This window comes from Mucilaginibacter myungsuensis (genome assembly GCF_015222005.1).
GTDB classification, from domain to species: Bacteria; Bacteroidota; Bacteroidia; order Sphingobacteriales; family Sphingobacteriaceae; genus Mucilaginibacter; species Mucilaginibacter myungsuensis.
Window position 1 is genome coordinate 603,722 of sequence record NZ_JADFFL010000003.1, and the last position, 20,896, is coordinate 624,617.

The window sequence follows — 20,896 nt, forward strand, 5'->3', positions numbered from 1 at the left end:
TAAAATATTTTCAAGGAATTATGGAATACGGTCTGGTAAGGCATCATACTAACAACCAATTACCCATTATGAAGACCTCGTTAGTTATTCTTTCCTTGCTGACCTTTTCGGCATCCGTCAATGCACAAAATACAGCAACAAAACCGACCGATACTCCTCAAGCCGGATCGCGCGGTACGGTCAGAATATGCACGGCATCTCGTCACAGGCTACTATCGCCACCCTTGTATGTCGTTTATGCGCGTGATAAGATCATCTATCGCAGTGATTCATCCAATATCAAAAAGTCGCCGTTAGATGTTATCCAACAACAGGATATCGCCTCGATGGAAATTTTGAAGGACAGTACCGCGAATGCTCAATTTGGGGCGGCCGCTAAAAATGGAGTGGTCATCATCCGCATTACCGAAAAGGCATCGGTAAACAGGGAACTGATTAAGGCACTAATTAAAGATAAACCCTGATCAGATCTTCTCGATCAAACAAACGGCGTAAGCCACGACACCTTCTTCGCGGCCAATAAAGCCCATTTGCTCATTAGTAGTGGCTTTAATAGAGATATCATCCGGATCGATCTGGGCAGCCTGAGCGATATGGGCCGTCATGGCAGGGATATGCGGGTTGATCTTTGGCGCTTCCAGGCAGATCATGGCATCAATGTTACCGATCGCCCAACCTTTTTCTTTCAGCATTTCCATCACGTGCTGTAGCAGGATCAGGCTGCTGATACCTTTCCAGCGGTCGTCAGTATTTTTAAAATGAAAACCGATATCTCGCAGGTTGGCCGCACCTAATAAGGCATCGCAAATAGCATGTAATAACACATCAGCATCAGAGTGACCATACGCACCTGATGTATGCTCTAATTTTACACCACCCATCACAAACGGGTGACCATCGCGCAGTTGATGCACGTCGAACCCGAAACCTACCCTTATTTTAGCCATTTTTTAGAATTGTTGTTTGCCGGTGGCACCAAAGTTAACCAACAACGAGAAACGGAGCGTGTTAGATAGCGGGCTACGTTGCTGACTGGCCGCTAAATAAGAAAAATCGATATTGAAGATATCATATTTAAAGCCCGCGCCAAGCGTTAGGTACTGGCGTGCGCCTTTGTTAGGGTTCTCGTAAAAATAACCTGCACGCAGGGCAAATTGCTTGTTATACCAATACTCCAAACCCGGCGAGTAAGTGATCTCGCGCATTTCTTCGCCAAAACCTCCCGGTGCATCACTGAAAGAACCGAATATTCCTGAAACGACAGAACGGTCATCACTTTTGCCGCTGATAATAGCACCTGTATTATCGCGCAATGGCGGTGTCGGCACTAACAATTTATTGATATCAAAGGCAAGCGTAAACTCGTTATACTCGTCTATCATCCAGGTATTGGCGGCACCGATCCTTAGGTTGGTCGGTAAAAAGTATTTTACGCCATTGTCTGAATAGCTGATCTTGGTACCGATGTTAGATATATTAACACCGAAAGCAAATATCGCGTCCTTACCAAATTGCTGGGTCGGATTGCGATAGTACATGCTGGCATCGGCAGCTACAGCGTTGGCCGCGCGGGTTTGTTGCCCGGCCGTGAAAGCGCCGTTAGATAAATTAGAATGGATGAACCTACCTGTCAACCCCAACGAAAAATTCTCGCCGAACTGACGAGCCAACGTTACGTCAAGTGAAAGCTCGGTAGGGCGGTAAGTACCCTGATCGTTCTGATTGGCATCCACTAATTGTATGGATCCCAGGTTAAAATATCTTAAGGATGCTCCGATGGTATTGCGATCATCAACCTTCTTTGCAAAAGAAAGATAAGCCAGATCAACATCCGGCACTAAACGCCGTAACCAAGGGCTATATGACAAAGCGAAATGCGTGCCCTCACCTATAAAAGCTAACTTGGATGGATTCCAATAATTGGCATTCACATCGGTAGATAACGCTACACCGGCATCGCCCATGGCACCCGAACGCGAATCCGGAGCGATGGACAAAAAAGGGACACCTGTAATAATAGGATTATCCTGCGCCGCACTGCCTGTGGTAGTGGTACCACCCGGGCCAATTACCTGTGCAGATGCTGCCAGGGGCAGCAAAGCCACCATCAGCGAACTTATCTTTATGATAGCTTTAGGGAAAAGTCTTGTCATCAGTTTGTTCAGATCGTGTGCAACATGCACATATCAATGCGAAATTAACGTATTATTATAAAATAACTTATCGGGTGGCGAAATTATTCAATTAAATATAACATCCACCGTTAATTTACGTTAAAAGGGTATTTATAAACATTTTATTTTCTGAAAATAACCATACATTAGCGTTAGTTACAGATCTGAAAATTTTACTAAATTTACGCTCTGATCAATTTGAATTGCATGAAGATGAATTTTACCAGGTATGCTTTAGTGCTGTTGGGTGCGGGATCTTTGTTAGTTGGTTGTTCAAAACCATCATCTCCAAAGACAGGGATGCGGTATAACGACAAGTATAACGGCGGTTTCCAGGTATTTAGAAAGACACATCCGGCGCCGGGCCCGGGCCTGATCGCTATTGAAGGCGGTACCTTTGTACAAGGTGGCAGCGCCGGCGAGGACGTTACTTACGAGTATAACAACACGCGCAAGCGCAAATCCATCTCGACGTTCTACATGGACGAGACCGAGGTTTCTAATAACGATTGGCGCGAATACCTGTACTGGTTACAAAGCAATTTCCCTGATGACCGCGAGCTTTACTATAATGCCATCCCTGATACCCTGGTTTGGCGTAGCGCTCTTTCATACAACGAGCCTTATGTAGATAACTATCTGCGTGGTGCTGCATTTCAAGACTATCCGGTTGTTGGTGTTAGTTGGAGCCAGACTCAAGATTATTGCGATTGGCGTACACAACGCATGAACGAGAACATCCTGCGCGAGCGCGGTCAGTTAGCGTCATGGAAAGATAGATCTGCCACCGTGGGCAGTGCTGGCGGCGTTGCCAGTACAGGCATTACCGCCCCGGTCACTGCACCTACAGGCACCACTGCAACCGCAACAGCCGCAGATCCTAAACAGCCCTTTAATACCGAGATCTACCTGAACGGTCAGTACAAAGGCCAGGGTATCGACGGTAAGAAAATGATGCCCGATCTTAACCCGCGTAACAACCCGGGTGGTTCCGGCAAAGTTACTCGTCCGGTGCGTCGCGAGGATGGTGTTTTGAAATCGGCCTACCGTTTGCCAACCGAAGCTGAATGGGAGTATGCAGCATTAGGCCTGATCGGTAATACGCAATTTGAGAATATTGACGATAACAAGATCTACCCATGGAATGGCATGGGCGTTCGTTCGCCCAGATCACGTACCCGTGGTTTGATCATGGCCAACTTTAAACGTACCAGTGGTGATAACGCCGGTGTAGGTGGTTACCTGAATGATAAAGCCGACATTACAGCCCCGGTGCGTATGTATGAGCCTAACGATTTTGGCTTATTCAACATGGCCGGTAACGTTAACGAATGGGTACAGGATACTTATCGCCAAACCTCGTTCGAGGAATCTGACGACTTTAACCCTTTCCGTGGTAACCAGTTCACTAACAAAAGCTACGCTGATGCCGAAAAAGGTCTGTACGCAAAAGATAAATACGGCCGCCCTGTAAAAACTGCTGCCGTAGCTCAAAAGAAACAGACCTGGGCCGAATTGGTAGCTGCGCAACAAGCGGCCGCTAATCCAAATGCTAATACCACCAATCCGCCTGCTAACGCAGGTAACCCTGCCAATCCTGCTTTACCGGCCGGTTTGCAACCTCAAGATAATGCACTGGCAGGTAAACCTTATTCTGCTGACCAACGTGGCGCAAGGGATCCTGAAACCGCTTTATATGGCATAACCACTTTGGTAAATGACCGCTCTAAGGTTTACAAAGGCGGATCTTGGAATGACCGTGCACAGTGGTTAAACCCTGCTGCACGTCGCTTTAAAGACCAGGACGATGTGAGTGCCGAGATTGGCTTCCGTTGCGCGATGAGCTATGATGGCCCGCCGGAGATCAATCCGAGTGGTAAACCGCACTTCAGCATTAAAAACTCTAAAAACTTTAATCCTAAAAAATAAGGATGTTGACATAAACAAAGAACGCCCGTGAAGATGATCACGGGCGTTCTTTGTTATATAGCATTTTGCGAAGGACCGAACACCTAAGCGAAAAGCATCAGCAGTTGTCCCTTTTCGACTTTATCCCCTGGTGTTACCTTAATGCTCTTAACGGTCACATCGGCCGGGGCTTTAATGATATTCTCCATTTTCATGGCCTCCAGGGTAAACAGGTTATCGCCTTTCTTAATGGTATCGCCTTCGTTCACAAATATCTTTAATACCAGGCCTGGCATTGGTGCTTTCAGGTCGGCCACTTTGGCGCTGTCGGCACTGCTCATGCCCAATTTATCTAATAACAGGTCGAATTGGTCCTTGGCTGATACCTGGTAAGTATTACCGTTCACTTTTATCTCCGCTGTTTTAGCGGTGTTATCAAAGTTCACCACCTCCACATTATAGGAGCCCGTTCCGTTTATAATATGATAGACACCCGGAGCGATATTACTGATATCAGGTTGTAAGGCATTGCCTTTAACCGTTAGGCCACCCGGACCATCTCCTACCTCGAAAGCAAGTTTTTCGTTTACTTTGATCTGATACATCGCCTTATTGGGTTAATGCAAATTGTATCATATTAGCGCCCATTTTGAGGGCTTTAGCGCGCGATTCCTGCGTATCGCCGGCGTAGGTACCAAAGTCTTCCCAGCCGTTGCCTAAGTCGCACTCGTAACTGTAAAAGCACACCATACGGCCTTTATATATCAACCCGAAGCCCTGGGCGCGCGTGCCATCATGCTCGTGCACTTTGGGTAGCCCGGTGGGGAAATCGTATTTCTGATGATAGATGGGATGGTTCACCGGCAACTCAACAAACTCCAATTCGGGAAATACTCGTTTCATTTGCGGGCGGATGAATTTATCCAGGCCGTAGTTATCGTCGATATGTAAAAAACCGCCGCCTTGCAGGTACTTGCGCAAGTTCTTCACTTCCACATCGCTAAAGATCACGTTGCCATGGCCTGTCAGGAAAACGAATGGATAGTTGAATATCTCGGTGCTACCCACCTCCACCACCTCATCTTCTAACTGGAAGTTGGTCTTCAAGTTCTCGTTACAGAATTTGATCAGATTGGGCAAAGCCGTACGGTCGCCATACCAATCGCCGCCGCCGTTGTATTTTAACTTAGCCATGCGGTATGATGGCGGAGCAAAAGCTACGAACAGGCAAAAACATAGCAACGTGGCTATCCCTATCTTCAACTTCATAAAATGATATTAGCGGTTTAAAAAGTTCACCTCAAAACAAGCCTCTAATGCGGCCGTTTCGGTGCGGAGCCTGCTTTCACCTAAAGTTATGGCTTTATAACCACTTTGTAAAGCATCGGTCACTTCTTTTTCGGTAAAGTCGCCCTCGGGGCCTATTATCACCAAATAGTTACCTTGTGGTGCGATCAGATCTTTAATAGCCGACTTGGGTCCGTCTATGCAATGTGCCACAAATTTTTGCCCATCGAATGGCCGCTCCAAAAATTTGTTGAAAGGCACAGCCTCGTTCAGTATGGGGTGATAGGCTTTCAGCGATTGCTTAATAGCCGATGTGATGATCTTATTCAGGCGCTCAGCTTTGGCTTCCTTACGCTCTGATCGCTGGGTGATGATCAGCGAAACTTCATCAATGCCGATCTCGGTCGCCTTTTCCAAAAACCATTCCAACCGGTCCAGATTTTTAGTTGGGGCCACGGCCATGTGCAGGTAATGGTTGCGCTTCCCGTATTCGGTGATCACCGAATCGATCTTGAGGATAGTGCGTTTTGGATGCGGATCGCTGATGGTTGCAGTGTATAGCCCGCCTTTACCATCGATCAGGCTAACCTGATCGCTCTGGCCCAAACGCAACACGCGCGCGCAATGTTTGCTCTCCTCCTCTGTCAGGAACCAGGCATCATTTTGTGGGGTGATATTGGGGGTATAAAACAGGTGCATACCGGCAAGGGGTTAATGCAGGTCAACGGTATCTTCCTCGTTCAGCAGCAATTCCAGCTTAACCGATTCGATGTTCTGGTCCGATTTCTTCAACACGGTGATGTTGTAGCCATCAGCTTCGCGTTGTTCACCAACCTCAGGTATCTTACCAAAGATCTCGCTTACCCAACCACTCACGGTGTCAAAGTCGCCGTCTTCAGGCAGATCGTGTGGCAGGTGGCTATTCACGTCATAAATAGAAGCTACAGCGTTAACAACAAACTCGCGGTCGCTGATCTTATCAACGATCGGTTTTTCCTCATCGAATTCGTCCTGTATCTCGCCTACCAATTCTTCTACAATGTCTTCGAGCGTAACCATACCGGCAGTACCACCAAACTCATCTAACACAATAGCGATCTGCATACGCTTCTGCTGCAACTCGGCCATCAGATCATTGATCTTTTTGGTTTCGGGGATAAAGTACGGCTTGCGGATAATGTCCTTTAATTCAAAGTCGGTGTTACGTGCTAATAAAGGTAAGATATCTTTAGCATGTACGATACCGATGATCTTATCTACACTATCCTGGTAAACCGGCATACGCGAGTAACCTTCGGTGATGATCAACTCCAGTAATTCTTCTTTAGAGGTATCGATATCAACACCCGATATCTTGGTACGAGGTACCATGATGTTCTTTACCACGCGCTCGTTAAAATCAAATACGTTCTTGATCAGTTCGTGCTCGTTGTAATCTAAAGCTCCGCTTTCTTTACCTTGCTCTAATAAGTACTGCAATTCCTCTGAACTATGATGCGCTTCTTCGCCTACGTTCTGAATACCTACTAACTTTAAAAGGAAGGTAGCAAAACCATTCAGCAACCAAATACCCGGTTTGAACAGCACAAAAAAGAAACGCAGCGGAGCAGCCACGGCCAGTGTAGTACGTACCGAGCGCTGGATAGCTATCGACTTGGGCGCCAACTCACCAAACACGATGTGCAAAACCGTGATCACTATAAATGAAACGATGTGAGCCGCATTGATAACGACTTGCGAAGTAATGACCAAACCAAAATACGCAAACGTATTAAGCATAATGTTGGTCACTACTTCCTCGCCGAAGGCACCAAGTGCCAGGGATGCTATAGTTATGCCCAATTGGGTAGCGGCCAGGTAGCCGTCCATATTGTGCATTATTTTGCGGGCCAGTTTAGCAACTGTGCTGCCCGATTTGATCTGTAATTCTATTTGCGACCCACGGACACGCACAAGCGCAAATTCCGCTGCAACAAAGAACCCGTTCAGCAGAACGAGGAACAGTGTTAAAAAAATGTACAGTAAACTGACGGGGTGATCGGGGGGCGCCATTAATTAACCTTCTTGTTCAACTTTGAAAGTGGAATTGTAAAGTTCCAAACTTTCCTTAATTACTTTATACGCATAAGGCTTACCTAAAAGGTGCTCTATGGTAACTTTTTTATCTTCTAAAGCCTTATAATCTTTAAAGAAACGTACGATCTCTTTCATTGTGTGTGGTGGCAATTCGTTCAGATCGTCGATGTAGTTTACCGACATATCGTTCTTTGCTACCGCGATGATCTTATCGTCCTGCTCGCCGTTATCTACCATGTGCATTACACCGATCACTTTAGCCTCTATCATAGACATTGGGTAAACATCAGCAGAACAGATCACTAAGATATCTAAAGGATCCTTATCATCACAATAAGTTTGCGGAATAAATCCGTAGTTAGCCGGATACATCACAGACGAAAAAAGGATACGGTCCAGTTTTAGCAAACCAGAGTCTTTATCGATCTCGTATTTAGCTTTCGAGCCTTTAGGGATCTCGATGATCGCGTTAACAATGTCAGGGATATTGTCGCCCGGCGAAACTTGGTGCCATGGGTGTTGTGTACTCATTCTTTATCTATTGTGTTTTAATTTTTAGTCTTGTCTTTTTCTTCAGGTTCGATAACTCCTTTTCGTTTAAAAAATGCAAAGATCAACGGTATGCTGGTGAGTATCACCATGCCAATGATCACATATTGCAGATATTGCTCGATGCGGGGGAAACGGCGGCCAAGGAAAAATCCACTCAACGTGAATAGCGCTACCCAGGCCACACTACCTATTATATTGTAAATACTGAATTTTTTAAAGTCAAGTTTTACAACTCCCGCAAAGATAGGCGCAAAAGTTCGAATTATTGGAAAAAATCTACCTAAAACCAGCGCCATTCCGCCATGTTTTTTGTAAAAAGCTTCGGCCATGGTCACATAACGCTTCTTAAAGAAAATTGATTCGTTCCGGGTGAATAAAAGTGGCCCCGTTCGGTACCCGAACCAGTACCCGGTAAAGTTGCCCAGTATGCCTGCTATCATTAACGAGGCGACCAATAAGTAAATGCTGACATCTAATATACCTGTAGCACAAAGCAGCCCGGCTAAAAACAGCAGATAGTCGCCGGGTAGGAAAAACCCGAAGAACAATCCCGTTTCAGCATAAACCACAATAAGCAACAAGTAAAAACCGCCTGTACTTATAATGGAGTTGGCATCGGTCAGATTATGCAGGTATTCCCAGAAGCTTTCCATTAGACAAGTAAAACTACAAATATTTATGTTCTGTTTTATACTTATTAGTTTGCAGGATAACTGCTTGATAGTAAACGAAAAAAAGTCAGACCTAAAAGGTCTGACCTATATCTTTTACCGTCAGGAAATAATTTACGGGATCAGGTTCGAAATTAAGTTAGGGTAAACACCGATCACCAAAGTGATCACTACCGATAGGCCAAGCACTACATTTACATAACCCGGGGCAACCAATTCGGCGCGCTCTGCATCACGGAAATAAATGGCAATGATCACCTTGAAATAATAGTATATGCTCACGATAGCGTTGATCACCGCAATGATCACCATCCAGATCTGCATTTTTGCAACCGCACCGCCGAACATAAAGAATTTGCCCATAAAGCCGGCCGTAAGCGGGATACCTGCCAAGGACAGCATAGCCACCGTAAGCACAAAAGCCAGGAACGGGTTACGTTTACCTAAGCCGTTAAAGCTCTCAAAGTTATCGTTACCGCTTTGTTGCTGCACCAAGATCAGCACCGCGAAAGCGATGATAGATGCTACTGTATAAGCCGTAGCATAAACAAATACCGAATTACCCGAATTGATACCTAAAGCCACTATCGCAAACAACAGGTAGCCTGCATGTGATATACTGGAGAAAGCCAGCATACGTTTAAAACTTTGCTGATATAATGCCGTAACATTACCCACGCAAAGTGTGATCACGGTGATCACCATTAAGGTCGGCGTCCAAAGGTCGGCCAGTGATGCGAAACAGGTTGAGAACAATCTTAAGAAGGCGGCAAAACCGGCGGTCTTAACTGTAGTACTCATAAACGCGGTGATCAGCGTAGGCGAACCTTCGTAAACGTCCGGCGTCCAGAAGTGGAACGGGGCGGCGCCAACTTTAAAGCACAAACCAACGATCATCAGCATAATACCTGTATAGAACATCGGGTCGACAGTTTTAGCGGTATGCGTTAAAGCCCAATCGCGGATAACATCCAGATCAAAAGAACCGGACGAACCGTAGATCAGCGTGATACCAAACAAGAGGAAACCGGTAGAGAATGCCCCCATCAGGAAGTATTTTAAAGCAGCCTCGTTCGACGCAAAGTCGGTCTTTTTGATGCCCGCAAGGATATATAAACTCACCGACATGATCTCGATACCGATGAACAGCATACTCAGGTTATGGTACGATACCATCACAATGATACCCGCCAAAGCGAATAAGATCACTGCGTAATATTCGGCCACATGGCTGCTGATACGTTCAAAGTATTCTTTAGATAAAGCCAGGATAAGTATCGTCGACAAGATACTTATGCTCGAAAAAGCGATCGCATATTTATCGAACAACATCATACCGCTGAATATCGGCTGTGCATCAACGTTCCATTGAGATACCGCTAAACCAAGCGCTACCAGTAACCCAACAATGGTTACAGGTAAAAGCGCATTCTTGGCTTTGTACAAGCCCAGGTAAAGCAGCACTATGGGTAAAACAGAAATAACTATAAGGGTATTCATCTTTATATTTTTATACAGTACAGCCTATCTATTTTACCGGAACAGCTGCAGCAGGTGCATGTAAAGCATTCAATTTAGCATTAACCTCGCCAACCAGCTGTGTTACCGAAGCTTCGGACAAATGCAGGATAGGCTGCGGATAAACACCGATCACAATGATCAGCGCGCATATGATCACCAACACCAGGCGCTCAGTACCGGTAACATCGGTAAAGGTCAGCGTCAGGTCGTTGGTCGGGCCTTGCATTACGCTTTTATACATCCTCAGCATATACACACCGCCCAAAATAATGGTGGTACCGGCAACTGCCGCAAGGGTGATGTTATAATAATACACACCATCCAGCAAAAGGAACTCGCCGATAAAACCGTTGGTTAATGGTAAAGCAACCGTGCCTAACGTAATGATCAGGAACGCTACAGCGAACCATGGGTTATTCTTAGCGATACCGCCTAACTGGCTGAGATCGCGTGTGCCTAATTTACGGCTGATGATATCCCAGATAAAGAACAGGCCAACTACGTTGATACCGTGGTTCAGCATTTGGATCATCGCGCCCTGCACACCCGTAACGTTCCAGGCCAGGATAGCCGCAGCGATCAAACCAACGTGGGCGATAGATGAGTACGCCACTAAACGCTTGCCATCTTTTTGTTTAAAGGCGATGATAGACGCGTAAACGATACCGATAACGGCCAAGGTGATGCAGTAAGGATAGTACTGATCAAAGCCTTGTGGGACTACCGGGATCATCCAGCGGATAGCGCCGTAGATACCCATCTTCAACATAATACCGGATAACATCATGGTGCCTGCCGATGGGGCTTCGGTATAAGTATCGGGCTGCCAGGTATGGAAAGGGAACACCGGCATCTTGATAGCAAAAGCCAAAAAGAAAGCCAGGAAGACAAAACCTTGCTGCTTGGCGGTCATGTTAAAGTTATAGAACTCGTGCAGGTCGAAAGTGTGACTTGGGTTTTGCGTGTACAGATAGATCAGCGCGATCAGCATGAACAATGAACCTGCAAACGTATAGATAAAGAACTTCAAGGTCACCTTTATCCTGTTCTCGCCACCCCAAAGTGCCGAGATAAAATAGATCGGGATCAATGCTGCTTCCCATCCTACGTAAAACAAGAAACCGTCCAATGCGGTGAACACGACCAATAAACCTGATTGCATGAATAGGATCAGCGCGTAAAAGATATTGGCTTTAGTATATTCGTGCTTAAAGGTTGTCAGGATGATGATCGGTACCAACAGCGTGGTTAGCATGATCGGGATGATGTTGATGCCATCGATACCCGCGTTAAAATAGATGCCGAATTGTGGTATCCATGATTGATCAACCAAAAATTGCGTATTGCTACCCGGGATATAATTAGCAAGGAAATAGGCAGAAAGCGCCAATTCGACCACTGCAAAGAACAGGGCTGCCAGTTTAGCCACCTCATTCTTAAGGAATACTAAAGCGGCGGCGGCCAGTAATGGTAAAAATATTAATATCGAAACCGTCATTTTATTTATGCAGTATATCAGTTAGTCCCAGGCTGTAAGCCAACACGGCAATAACACCTATTACCATTATGAAAATATAAAAGCCAACATTTCCGCTTTGCAACAGGCGCAAGCCCTTGCTGCTCTCTAACGGAGCCGAGCCGAACGCGTTAACAATGCCATCGATCCCCATTTTATCCACCACCAGGTAAAGGAAGTTAGAAGCGGTATCAAGCGGTTTACGGATCAGGAAATCGTATAATTCATCAACATAGAACTTGTTGTATGATAAGGTAGCCAGCAGGCTACGCTCCTCGCCATCGCGGACAGGTACATGTTTGTTCTTAACATATTTAACCCAAGCGTAGATGAGCGCAAGAACTGCAACACCAACGGATAAGCCCATCAGCATAAACTCTGTGCTCGCAGGCAATTCCTCTACTTTATTGTGTAACGAAGGATTATCGAATACCGGTTTAAGGAAGTGGGCCAACTCATGATGACCGCCTAATACATGCGGCACACCGATCAAACCGCCAACCATCGACAGGATAGCCAACACGATCAGCGGAATGGTCATGCTTGCAGGCGACTCATGCAAGTGATGCTCCTGCTCATGTGTGCCACGGAACTTACCAAAGAAGGTAAGGAACACCAGGCGGAACATGTAGAAAGAGGTCAACATGGCCGTCAGTACACCAACACCGTACATCCATTTGCTGTGCTCGTAAGTATGGGCCAGGATCTCGTCCTTAGAAAAGAAACCCGAGAATGGCGGGATACCAGCAATGGCGATCGTACCGATCAGCATGGTCCAGGCCGTGATAGGTACTTTCTTCCAAAGGCCGCCCATGTTGCGCATATCCTGGTCGCCGCTCATCGCGTGGATAACCGAACCCGCACCCAAGAATAGTAAGGCTTTAAAGAAAGCGTGTGTGATCACGTGAAAGAAACCACCGGTGAATGCACCAACACCTAAACCTAAAAACATATAGCCTAACTGAGATACAGTAGAATAAGCCAGTACTTTTTTGATATCCGTTTGCGTCAAAGCGATCAGCGCTGCAAACAAAGCAGTTGCCAGACCGATATAAGCAATGATATCCATCGTAACCGGTGCAAAGCTGAACAATGCGTTAGAGCGCGCGATCATGTAGATACCTGCGGTAACCATGGTAGCCGCGTGGATCAGGGCGGATACAGGGGTCGGGCCGGCCATCGCATCCGGTAACCAGGTGAACAACGGTATTTGTGCCGATTTACCGGTAGCGCCTACAAATAACAATAAGGTGATCACTGTGATAACCCAGAAACCAGGCTCCAGCATTTTCACCTTAGCGAAGATGACATTGTATGATGCACTGCCGAATACATTCACCATCACGAAGATGGCTAACAGGAAGCCTAAATCGCCGATACGGTTCATGATGAAAGCCTTCTTAGCAGCGTCTGCATAATCAGGATTGGTGTACCAGAAACCGATCAGCAAATAAGAGCATAATCCTACACCTTCCCAACCGATGAACATGATCACATAATTAGATCCCATCACCAGCAATAACATGAAGAATACGAACAGGTTCAAGTAAGCGAAGAACTTACCGAAGCCTTCGTCATGGCTCATATAGCCTGCAGAGTATAGATGGATCAATGTACCTACCCCGGTTATGATCAGCAGCATAATAGCGCTTAACTGATCTACCAAAAACGCAAAAGGGATTTTCATTGCCCCGGCGTTGATCCATTGGAACAGCGTCACGTTGATCGCTTTGCCGGTCTCGTGTATCTGCGAAAAGGTCGCGATGCTGATGCCGAAAGCCGCAAATACTAATAATGTACCTATTAAACCAATGACCGCCTTTGGCAAAAGATTACGCCCAAGCCCGTTGATAACGAACCCGATAAGCGGTAATACAGGAATAAGCCAGATATATTTATCCATAGGATCTAAGCCCCCTAACCCCCTAAAGGGGGAACAGAAGTTTTTAATTTATTATATTATTATGAAGCCATCCAAACTCCCCGTTAGGGGGCGGGGGCTTACCATTTTAATTTATTCAGCACATTAATGTCTATCGAACTTGTGTTACGATAAACCATTACGATAATGGCTAATCCAACAGCTACTTCGGCAGCGGCAAGGGCCATCACAAAGAACACGAATACCTGTCCGCTTGGATCGTTACGGAATACCGAGAATACTGCTAACAGCAAGTTCACCGCGTTCAACATCAACTCTACCGACATAAAGATCACGATAGCGTTGCGGCGGGTCAATACACCGATCACACCGATCGAGAACAGGATACAGCTTAACAAAATGTAATGGTTAAGCGGTACTGATTGTACAATATTAAAAAACTTTTCCATCAGGCTGTCTTTCGCGTTTGGCCAATAATACAGCACCCACCATTGCTGATAAAAGCAGGATGGACGATATCTCAAATGGCAATAAAAATTCTTTAAATAATACTTTACCCAGGTTCTTTACCAGACCTAAACCCTGATCTTGTAAAACAACCGGGCTTGATGTAGCAGCCAGTTTCAGCGTACCGAATAGCGTAGCTAACAAGCAGCAACCACCTATCACACCGGCAAACTTTACGATGTTGCTTTTTACAGGTTCCGACTCTACGTTCAAATTCAGTAACATCAGTACGAAAAGAAACAACACCATAATGGCCCCCATGTAAACAATAAAGTTAACGATGGCCAAAAACTGGGCGTTCAGTAAAATGTAGTGGATGGTGATGGTAAAGAACGTAAGGATAAGATACAATACGCTATGCACCGGGTTTTTGGCCGTGATCACCAGCACGGCGAACAGGATAGATAAAAATGCGATGAAGTAAAATATACTCATGTTTTTATGTCAATTTACCTTAGCGCTCCCCACAAATGCGGGGCAAAGGTATAAAACTTCTCTATTGATTTAAGGGCGCCTCTACTAATTTGTCCTTACCGTAAATAAAGTCCTTCCGCAAGTTATCCGAAGGGACGATGTCGCCGTCCAAATAGATCGCCTCTTTAGGGCAAGCCTCTTCACATAATCCGCAAAAAATGCAGCGCAGCATATTGATCTCGTATACCGCAGCGTATTTCTCTTCGCGATACAGGTGCTCCTCGCCTTTTTGGCGCTCGGCAGCTGTCATGGTGATCGCTTCCGCCGGGCAAGATAAAGCGCAAAGGCCGCAAGCGGTACAACGCTCGGCACCATTCTCATCTCGCTTAAGCGAGTGCATACCACGGAAGTTCTCAGAGAACTCACGCTTTTGCTCAGGATAACGGATAGTAACGTCCTTTTTAAAATAGTGCTTTATGGTGATGCCCAAACCTTTTACAATAGCAGGCAGGTAAGAGCGCTCGGCCAAGGTAAGTGGCTTAAAATCTAAAACTTTCCGTTTATTACTTAGTGGTTCCATCTTAGTTCCTCTTACTTAAAAAATTTATCATAAACGGTTATCCACACACCTGTTAACACGATGTTACCTATCGCCAATGGGATCAATGATTTCCAACCCAGATCCATCAACTGATCATAACGGAAACGCGGGATGGTCCAGCGTACCCACATAAAGAAGAAGATGAAAGCGAATATCTTACCGAACAATACCGCAGTACCGATCAGTGGACCGATCACCGGGCCAACGTGTGCTGTAACCCAATCCATGCCCGGATAGTTGTAACCACCCCAATAAAGTGTAGCCATTACTGCCGAAGAGATGAACATGTTGATATACTCAGCGAACAGGTAGAAACCTAATTTCATTGATGAATACTCGGTGTGGTAACCACCTACCAACTCGGTCTCACACTCAGGTAAGTCAAACGGTGAGCGGTTGGTCTCGGCAAAAGAGCAAACCATGAACAGAAGAAAACCGAAAGGCTGATAAAGCACATTCCAATTGGCACCATGTTGTTGCTCAGCTATTTCTTTTAAGCTCAAAGTACCGGTGAACATCAGCAAAGCGATGATAGATAGCCCCATTGAAATTTCGTAGCTGATATTTTGAGATGCTGCACGGATAGCACCTAACAGCGAATATTTGTTATTAGATGCCCAACCACCGATCATTACACCATACACACCCAGCGATACAACGCCAAAAATGTAAAGGATACCAACATTGATATCGGTAACTTGAAGATCGATCGTTAGCGAACCCGTCTTGATCTCTTGCCCCCAAGGGATAACTGCAGACCCTATACAAGCCGTCATGATCGCCAAAGCCGGACCTACAATGAACAAGAAAGCATTGGCGCGTGCCGGGATGATCTCTTCTTTCATGAACATTTTGCCACCGTCGGCCAATGGTTGTAATATACCCCATGGTCCTGCGCGGTTAGGGCCTACCCTATCTTGTAAGAAAGCGGCTACTTTACGCTCGGCATAGGTGCTGTACATAGCAACAACCAAACTAATGGCGAAGATGATCACCACTAAACCTGCTTTAATTCCTATTTGTAATAGATCCATTATAAACGTGTGTCTCTTTCAAATTGTTCCTTATTCGCTTCCAGCAATTGCGGGTTAGTTTTAACCACCGGCAGCGGCTTCATAGTGTCGTAATGGTTCGAGCTGATCACCGACTTGTTAGATATCTTGGTCGGCGCTTCGATCACCCAATCACTGGTCTGCTTTTTATCAAAGCGACAAGTGTTGCAGATAAACTCTTCAACCTCGCCATACTGATCTTTGCGGGCAGTTACGCGGATAACTTCTTCACCTTTGTACCAAAGGGTCACTTTACCATTACATTTCTCGTGGTCGCAATCGCGGTGAGCCTGTACCGGCTTAGTGAACCAAACACGGTTCTTAAAGCGGAAGGTCTTATCGGTCAAAGCACCTACCGGACAAACATCTATCACGTTACCAGAAAAATCGTTATCTATAGCCTTGCTGATGTAAGTTGATATCTCGGAGTGGTCACCACGGTTCAATACACCATGTAAACGGGTATTGGTGATCTGATCAGCAGTGAACACGCAACGGTAGCAAAGGATGCAACGCGTCATGTGCAATTGGATCTTATCGCCAAGGTCAACTTTCTCGAAAGTACGGCGATCAAATTCGTAGCGGGTTTTAGCACGACCGTGCTCATAACCTAAGTCTTGCAGGTGGCATTCGCCGGCTTGGTCACATACCGGGCAATCCAGCGGGTGGTTAAGCAACAACATCTCTACTACACCCTTACGTGCCTCAACAACCTCAGGCGAAGTGATGTTCTTTACCTCCATACCATCCATCACCGTGGTGCGGCATGATGCTACCAACTTAGGCATCGGGCGCGGGTCTTTCTCCGAACCTTTGCTTACCTGCACCAAACAGGTACGGCATTTACCGCCGCTACCTTCCAGCTTAGAGTAATAGCACATCGCAGGCGGAACAATATCACCACCGATCTGCCTTGCGGCATTCAGGATGCTTGTACCAGCCTCTACCTCTACGGTAATGCCATCAATTGTTACTTTATGTTTATCTGACATTTTATATTCGTCAAAATCTATTCTTCTAATTCTTACAGCAAGTCTCTGAACACATCATCCATTGCCAATTCAAAACCCGGTAGTATTGGAGTAGTTAAAGTATCACCACCTGTTAGCGCGCGCCCTTCAGTTGCAAACTTACCGTTAGTATCAAGCACATACCGCACTAACGATTGCTCTGAAGGATATACCACCCAATATTCCTTTACACCGAATTCCTCGTAAAGGTCATATTTAGTTTTAAGCTCCTTACTACTGTTGCCAGTTGATAAAACCTCGACAATAATATCGGGAGCTCCTAAACAACTCCTTGGATCGGCCATTTTAGCCATATCGCAAACTACACACACGTCAGGCTGAACAACGTTCTTAACCTTCTTGTCACTTGTCTCGTCCCTTACCAGCCTTACATCAAAAGGAGCCATAAAAACCTTACAGTTCTGTCCTTTTAAAAAGTGATGCAATTCAGCAAAAATGCTACCTGCGATCAATTGATGATTCCCTGTCGGGGCCGGACTCATCTTGAATATCTTACCCTTGATCAGCTCCAAACGCTCCTCAAAACGCCAGGAGTAATAATCCGCGTAGGTGTAAGATTTCGATAAGTCCAGATCATCAATGCTGTTCATATCCTTTTAAGTTTATGCCGCTGTTTCTTCTTTCTTCGGCAACGGGTCAGCATAATGCGCCAATCCAAAATTCCTTGTTGTCGCTTCACTCGGATGCGTTACGTGCCATTCAAACTCGTCCCTAAAGTGGCGGATAGCACTGGCTACCGGCCATGCCGCCGCGTCACCTAACGGACAAATGGTGTTACCTTCTATCTTTTTAGATACATCAACCAACAGGTCGATGTCGCTCATCTTGCCATGGCCATGCTCTAAGCGGTGCAATACTTTCTCCATCCAACCGGTACCTTCGCGGCAAGGAGAACATTGTCCGCAACTTTCGTGATGGTAGAAACGGGTGAAGTTCCAGGTATTGCGTACGATACACTGATCCTCGTCATAAGCGATAAAGCCGCCCGAACCTAACATGGTACCGGTAGCAAAACCACCGTCAGACAGTGATTCGTAACTCATTAAGCGGGCTTCGCCATTAGCTGTTTTAAAGAACAGGTTATTTGGTAAGATCGGTACAGATGAACCACCGGCAACCACCGCTTTAAGGGTTTTTCCGTTGGCTATACCTCCGCAATATTCGTCGCTGTAAACAAACTCTTCGCAAGTTAAGCCAAGTTCTATCTCGTAAACGCCCGGCTTCTTTAAGTTACCACCGGCAGATATCAGCTTAGTACCCGTACTACGACCAACACCAATCTTAGCATACTCTTCGCCGCCATCGTTAATGATCGGCACTACTGCCGCGATCGACTCAACATTGTTCACCACCGTTGGGCAACCATACAGACCAGCGATAGCCGGGAATGGCGGTTTGATACGTGGATTACCACGTTTGCCCTCTAATGATTCTAACAAAGCGGTCTCTTCACCGCAGATATAGGCACCACCACCGGGTTGTACGTACAACTCCAGATCGTAACCGGTACCCAAAATATTTTTACCTAAAAATCCGGCAGCCTTAGCTTCAGCGATCGCTTTTTCCAAGATCCGGATCTGCGGCATCATTTCGCCACGCAGGTAAATGTAAGAAACGTGAGCACCAAGCGCGAAACTACCTACGATCATACCCTCGATCAAAGCATGAGGGATATAGGTCATCAAGTAACGGTCTTTAAAGGTACCCGGTTCAGATTCGTCACCGTTGCAAACCAGGTAACGTGCTACGCCTTCAGGCTTTGCCAAAAAGCCCCACTTCATCCCGGTAGGGAAACCTGCGCCACCGCGACCGCGTAAGCCCGATTTCTTAACCTCTTCTACTATTTCCTCAGGCGTCATCTGCTTCAAAGCCTTCTCGACAGAGCGGTAGCCGCCCTTTTGACGATAGACCTCCAGCGTGTTAATGCCCGGTACGTTGATATGTTCTAATAATAGCTTGCGTCCCATATTAATTGTTCGCTTTAGCTTTAAGATCACTGATCAGCTGATCAACAGACTGTTCAGTTAAGTTCTCGTAAAAAGTATATTCGGGGCCTATTTGCAATACCGGGCCGTAACCACAGGCAGCAAGGCACTCCACCCCTCTCCAGCTAAATAAGCCGTCCGGAGTAACTTCACCTTCTTTAACACCCAGTTTATTCTCGATGTAATCCATGATCTTACCTGCACCAACGATCTCGCATGGGCCGGTACGGCAAACCTCGAAAAGGAATTTACCTTGCGGACGTAACAGGTACATGGTATAAAAAGTAGCTACCTCGTACACTTCGATCGGCTGTATGCTCAGGTATTCGGCAACCTTGTCCATCGCAGGCGGGCTAACCCAACCCAATTCGGCTTGCACCAAATGCAGAATAGGCAACAAAGCCGATTTTTGTTTGCCTTGCGGATAGCGGCTAACCACATCGTCGAACTTAGCAATAAGCTCGGCGCTAAAAGTTACCGGCGCGTGTTCGGTAGTATCTTCAACTCTAAGCATCTAACTCTCCGGCTATAATGTTTAAACTACTCATGTTAATAATCGCATCGCTCAACAGCATGCCACGGCTCATTGGCGCATACATCTGGTAATTGATAAAGCTTGGCCTGCGGAAGTGCAAACGATATGGCGAACGGCCACCATCGTTAACCAGGTAAAAACCCAGCTCACCGTTAGCGCCCTCTACCGAGTGGTAAACTTCGCCAACCGGGGTATCCACCTCGCCCATCACTATCTTAAAGTGATAGATCAAAGCTTCCATATTGTTGTAAACTTCCTCTTTCGGAGGCAGGTAATATGCAGGTACGTCAGCATGGAAGATCGTAGAGTCCTCTTTAGCGATCAGCTTTAAGCACTGATCGATCATGCGCATACTTTGCTTCATCTCCTCGTTACGCACCAAAAAGCGATCGTAAACATCGCCACGGGTACCTACGGGGACTTCAAAGTCCAGATCTTGGTAACTTGAATATGGGTTCATCGCCCTTACGTCGTAATCTACACCGGTAGCACGTAAGATAGGGCCTGTCCAGCTGTAACCTAAAGCAACATCAGGATCAACCGGGGCAACGCCTTTGGTACGGTCGATAAAGATCCTGTTACGGTTGAATAAGTTCTCGAACTCTTTCAACGCTACAGGGAAATCAACCAAGAACTTATTGACCTTGCGGAAGAATATATCGTTAAAATTACGCTCAAAGCCACCTATACGTCCTACGTTAGTGGTCAGCCTGGATCCGCAGATCTCTTCGTAAATTTCATAGATCGCCTCACGGAATTCCATCATGTAAAGGAAACCTGTAAAGGCGCCGGTATCCACACCTAATACACCATTACAAACGATGTGATCAGCAATACGGGCTAATTCCATCACCACGATACGAAGGTAATCCACACGTTTCGGCAATTGGATGTTCAACAGTTTTTCAACCGTCATGTGCCAACCCATGTTGTTGATCGGCGACGAACAATAATTCAAGCGGTCGGTCAGCGGGGTGATCTGGTAAAAAGGGCGGTGTTCTGCGATCTTCTCGAACGCGCGATGAATATAACCTATGGTTGATACGCCGCTAACAATACGCTCGCCATCCATTTGCAGCACGTTCTGAAAAACGCCGTGCGTTGCAGGGTGGGTCGGCCCCAGGTTAAGGGTAGAAAGTTCGCTTTGCGGATCGTTATCTATAAATACCGGATGGTTCTCCATT

22 protein-coding genes are annotated in these 20,896 nt (G+C 46.2%); 2 read left to right on the plus strand and 20 right to left on the minus strand.

The features are described from left to right. Positions 1 to 68: 68 nt before the first annotated feature. Entirely contained in the window at positions 69 to 464 is a 396-nt protein-coding gene (locus tag IRJ16_RS10420; protein ID WP_194111469.1) for a hypothetical protein, read from the plus strand. On the opposite strand, the gene ispF is transcribed toward IRJ16_RS10420, so the two are convergent. Both ispF and porV read right to left on the minus strand, forming a co-directional pair. Continuing rightward, positions 465 to 947 (minus strand): 2-C-methyl-D-erythritol 2,4-cyclodiphosphate synthase, encoded by a 483-nt coding sequence (gene ispF / locus IRJ16_RS10425; RefSeq protein WP_194111470.1) that lies wholly within the window; start codon positions 945 to 947, stop codon positions 465 to 467. Positions 948 to 950: 3 nt separating this feature from the next. Then, the gene (gene porV / locus IRJ16_RS10430; RefSeq protein WP_194111471.1) at positions 951 to 2,153 is read right to left on the minus strand and encodes a type IX secretion system outer membrane channel protein PorV; all 1,203 of its coding nucleotides are present in this window, start codon (positions 2,151 to 2,153) and stop codon (positions 951 to 953) included. A gap of 228 nt (positions 2,154 to 2,381) precedes the next feature. Between porV and IRJ16_RS10435 the strand changes: the two genes are divergently transcribed. Further along, positions 2,382 to 4,103: an SUMF1/EgtB/PvdO family nonheme iron enzyme gene (locus IRJ16_RS10435; RefSeq protein WP_194111472.1), complete on the plus strand. Its 1,722-nt coding sequence runs from the start codon at positions 2,382 to 2,384 to the stop codon at positions 4,101 to 4,103. Positions 4,104 to 4,186: 83 nt separating this feature from the next. Here IRJ16_RS10435 and IRJ16_RS10440 read toward each other — a convergent pair whose 3' ends face one another. The 18 genes from IRJ16_RS10440 to IRJ16_RS10525 form a co-directional block, all read right to left on the minus strand. Then, on the minus strand, positions 4,187 to 4,687 hold the full coding sequence (locus IRJ16_RS10440) for an acetyl-CoA carboxylase biotin carboxyl carrier protein subunit (protein ID WP_194111473.1): 501 nt from the start codon (positions 4,685 to 4,687) through the stop codon (positions 4,187 to 4,189). A gap of 4 nt (positions 4,688 to 4,691) precedes the next feature. After that, positions 4,692 to 5,351: a DUF4159 domain-containing protein gene (locus IRJ16_RS10445; protein WP_194111474.1), complete on the minus strand. Its 660-nt coding sequence runs from the start codon at positions 5,349 to 5,351 to the stop codon at positions 4,692 to 4,694. Between the two features lie 9 nt (positions 5,352 to 5,360). Beyond that, positions 5,361 to 6,068: a 16S rRNA (uracil(1498)-N(3))-methyltransferase gene (locus IRJ16_RS10450; protein ID WP_194111475.1), complete on the minus strand. Its 708-nt coding sequence runs from the start codon at positions 6,066 to 6,068 to the stop codon at positions 5,361 to 5,363. Between the two features lie 12 nt (positions 6,069 to 6,080). Beyond that, positions 6,081 to 7,421, minus strand: coding sequence for a hemolysin family protein (locus IRJ16_RS10455; RefSeq protein ID WP_194111476.1), 1,341 nt, complete (start codon positions 7,419 to 7,421; stop codon positions 6,081 to 6,083). A 3-nt stretch (positions 7,422 to 7,424) separates the two neighbouring features. Continuing rightward, the gene (locus IRJ16_RS10460; RefSeq protein WP_194111477.1) at positions 7,425 to 7,976 is read right to left on the minus strand and encodes an inorganic diphosphatase; all 552 of its coding nucleotides are present in this window, start codon (positions 7,974 to 7,976) and stop codon (positions 7,425 to 7,427) included. Between the two features lie 17 nt (positions 7,977 to 7,993). Beyond that, the gene (locus tag IRJ16_RS10465; RefSeq protein ID WP_194111478.1) at positions 7,994 to 8,650 is read right to left on the minus strand and encodes a DedA family protein; all 657 of its coding nucleotides are present in this window, start codon (positions 8,648 to 8,650) and stop codon (positions 7,994 to 7,996) included. Between the two features lie 132 nt (positions 8,651 to 8,782). Then, the gene (locus tag IRJ16_RS10470; protein ID WP_194111479.1) at positions 8,783 to 10,168 is read right to left on the minus strand and encodes an NADH-quinone oxidoreductase subunit N; all 1,386 of its coding nucleotides are present in this window, start codon (positions 10,166 to 10,168) and stop codon (positions 8,783 to 8,785) included. A 28-nt stretch (positions 10,169 to 10,196) separates the two neighbouring features. After that, a complete protein-coding gene (locus IRJ16_RS10475) occupies positions 10,197 to 11,687 on the minus strand; it encodes a complex I subunit 4 family protein (RefSeq protein ID WP_194111480.1) in 1,491 nt (496 codons plus the stop codon). A 1-nt stretch (position 11,688) separates the two neighbouring features. Continuing rightward, entirely contained in the window at positions 11,689 to 13,608 is a 1,920-nt protein-coding gene (nuoL, locus tag IRJ16_RS10480; RefSeq protein ID WP_194111481.1) for an NADH-quinone oxidoreductase subunit L, read from the minus strand. Between the two features lie 98 nt (positions 13,609 to 13,706). Beyond that, positions 13,707 to 14,036 (minus strand): NADH-quinone oxidoreductase subunit NuoK, encoded by a 330-nt coding sequence (gene nuoK / locus IRJ16_RS10485; RefSeq protein WP_194111482.1) that lies wholly within the window; start codon positions 14,034 to 14,036, stop codon positions 13,707 to 13,709. Continuing rightward, entirely contained in the window at positions 14,020 to 14,529 is a 510-nt protein-coding gene (locus IRJ16_RS10490) for an NADH-quinone oxidoreductase subunit J family protein (RefSeq protein WP_194111483.1), read from the minus strand. Before IRJ16_RS10490 ends, nuoK begins: the two co-directional genes overlap by 17 nt. A gap of 61 nt (positions 14,530 to 14,590) precedes the next feature. Next, entirely contained in the window at positions 14,591 to 15,088 is a 498-nt protein-coding gene (locus IRJ16_RS10495; protein WP_194111484.1) for a NuoI/complex I 23 kDa subunit family protein, read from the minus strand. 11 nt (positions 15,089 to 15,099) lie between these two features. Continuing rightward, positions 15,100 to 16,143 (minus strand): NADH-quinone oxidoreductase subunit NuoH, encoded by a 1,044-nt coding sequence (nuoH, locus tag IRJ16_RS10500; RefSeq protein WP_194111485.1) that lies wholly within the window; start codon positions 16,141 to 16,143, stop codon positions 15,100 to 15,102. Then, a complete protein-coding gene (locus IRJ16_RS10505; RefSeq protein ID WP_194111486.1) occupies positions 16,143 to 17,153 on the minus strand; it encodes a 2Fe-2S iron-sulfur cluster-binding protein in 1,011 nt (336 codons plus the stop codon). Before IRJ16_RS10505 ends, nuoH begins: the two co-directional genes overlap by 1 nt. 32 nt (positions 17,154 to 17,185) lie before the next feature. Then, positions 17,186 to 17,782 (minus strand): Uma2 family endonuclease, encoded by a 597-nt coding sequence (locus IRJ16_RS10510; RefSeq protein WP_194111487.1) that lies wholly within the window; start codon positions 17,780 to 17,782, stop codon positions 17,186 to 17,188. A gap of 12 nt (positions 17,783 to 17,794) precedes the next feature. Further along, positions 17,795 to 19,159: an NADH-quinone oxidoreductase subunit NuoF gene (gene nuoF / locus IRJ16_RS10515; protein ID WP_194111488.1), complete on the minus strand. Its 1,365-nt coding sequence runs from the start codon at positions 19,157 to 19,159 to the stop codon at positions 17,795 to 17,797. A gap of 1 nt (position 19,160) precedes the next feature. Then, a complete protein-coding gene (locus tag IRJ16_RS10520; protein ID WP_194111489.1) occupies positions 19,161 to 19,691 on the minus strand; it encodes an NADH-quinone oxidoreductase subunit NuoE family protein in 531 nt (176 codons plus the stop codon). Further along, complete coding sequence (locus IRJ16_RS10525) at positions 19,684 to 20,895, minus strand: NADH-quinone oxidoreductase subunit D (RefSeq protein WP_194111490.1); 1,212 nt, start codon at positions 20,893 to 20,895, stop codon at positions 19,684 to 19,686. Before IRJ16_RS10525 ends, IRJ16_RS10520 begins: the two co-directional genes overlap by 8 nt. Position 20,896 lies beyond the last annotated feature (1 nt).

Excerpts from the sequence above, each read along its gene's own strand:
- IRJ16_RS10420 (WP_194111469.1), top strand. The coding sequence starts at position 69 with ATGAAGACCTCGTTAGTTATTCTTTCCTTGCTGACCTTTTCGGCATCC.
- ispF (WP_194111470.1), bottom strand. The coding sequence starts at position 947 with ATGGCTAAAATAAGGGTAGGTTTCGGGTTCGACGTGCATCAACTGCGC.
- porV (WP_194111471.1), bottom strand. The coding sequence starts at position 2,153 with ATGACAAGACTTTTCCCTAAAGCTATCATAAAGATAAGTTCGCTGATG.
- IRJ16_RS10435 (WP_194111472.1), top strand. The coding sequence starts at position 2,382 with ATGAAGATGAATTTTACCAGGTATGCTTTAGTGCTGTTGGGTGCGGGA.
- IRJ16_RS10440 (WP_194111473.1), bottom strand. The coding sequence starts at position 4,687 with ATGTATCAGATCAAAGTAAACGAAAAACTTGCTTTCGAGGTAGGAGAT.
- IRJ16_RS10445 (WP_194111474.1), bottom strand. The coding sequence starts at position 5,351 with ATGAAGTTGAAGATAGGGATAGCCACGTTGCTATGTTTTTGCCTGTTC.
- IRJ16_RS10450 (WP_194111475.1), bottom strand. The coding sequence starts at position 6,068 with ATGCACCTGTTTTATACCCCCAATATCACCCCACAAAATGATGCCTGG.
- IRJ16_RS10455 (WP_194111476.1), bottom strand. The coding sequence starts at position 7,421 with ATGGCGCCCCCCGATCACCCCGTCAGTTTACTGTACATTTTTTTAACA.
- IRJ16_RS10460 (WP_194111477.1), bottom strand. The coding sequence starts at position 7,976 with ATGAGTACACAACACCCATGGCACCAAGTTTCGCCGGGCGACAATATC.
- IRJ16_RS10465 (WP_194111478.1), bottom strand. The coding sequence starts at position 8,650 with ATGGAAAGCTTCTGGGAATACCTGCATAATCTGACCGATGCCAACTCC.
- IRJ16_RS10470 (WP_194111479.1), bottom strand. The coding sequence starts at position 10,168 with ATGAATACCCTTATAGTTATTTCTGTTTTACCCATAGTGCTGCTTTAC.
- IRJ16_RS10475 (WP_194111480.1), bottom strand. The coding sequence starts at position 11,687 with ATGACGGTTTCGATATTAATATTTTTACCATTACTGGCCGCCGCCGCT.
- nuoL (WP_194111481.1), bottom strand. The coding sequence starts at position 13,608 with ATGGATAAATATATCTGGCTTATTCCTGTATTACCGCTTATCGGGTTC.
- nuoK (WP_194111482.1), bottom strand. The coding sequence starts at position 14,036 with ATGGAAAAGTTTTTTAATATTGTACAATCAGTACCGCTTAACCATTAC.
- IRJ16_RS10490 (WP_194111483.1), bottom strand. The coding sequence starts at position 14,529 with ATGAGTATATTTTACTTCATCGCATTTTTATCTATCCTGTTCGCCGTG.
- IRJ16_RS10495 (WP_194111484.1), bottom strand. The coding sequence starts at position 15,088 with ATGGAACCACTAAGTAATAAACGGAAAGTTTTAGATTTTAAGCCACTT.
- nuoH (WP_194111485.1), bottom strand. The coding sequence starts at position 16,143 with ATGGATCTATTACAAATAGGAATTAAAGCAGGTTTAGTGGTGATCATC.
- IRJ16_RS10505 (WP_194111486.1), bottom strand. The coding sequence starts at position 17,153 with ATGTCAGATAAACATAAAGTAACAATTGATGGCATTACCGTAGAGGTA.
- IRJ16_RS10510 (WP_194111487.1), bottom strand. The coding sequence starts at position 17,782 with ATGAACAGCATTGATGATCTGGACTTATCGAAATCTTACACCTACGCG.
- nuoF (WP_194111488.1), bottom strand. The coding sequence starts at position 19,159 with ATGGGACGCAAGCTATTATTAGAACATATCAACGTACCGGGCATTAAC.
- IRJ16_RS10520 (WP_194111489.1), bottom strand. The coding sequence starts at position 19,691 with ATGCTTAGAGTTGAAGATACTACCGAACACGCGCCGGTAACTTTTAGC.
- IRJ16_RS10525 (WP_194111490.1), bottom strand. The coding sequence starts at position 20,895 with ATGGAGAACCATCCGGTATTTATAGATAACGATCCGCAAAGCGAACTT.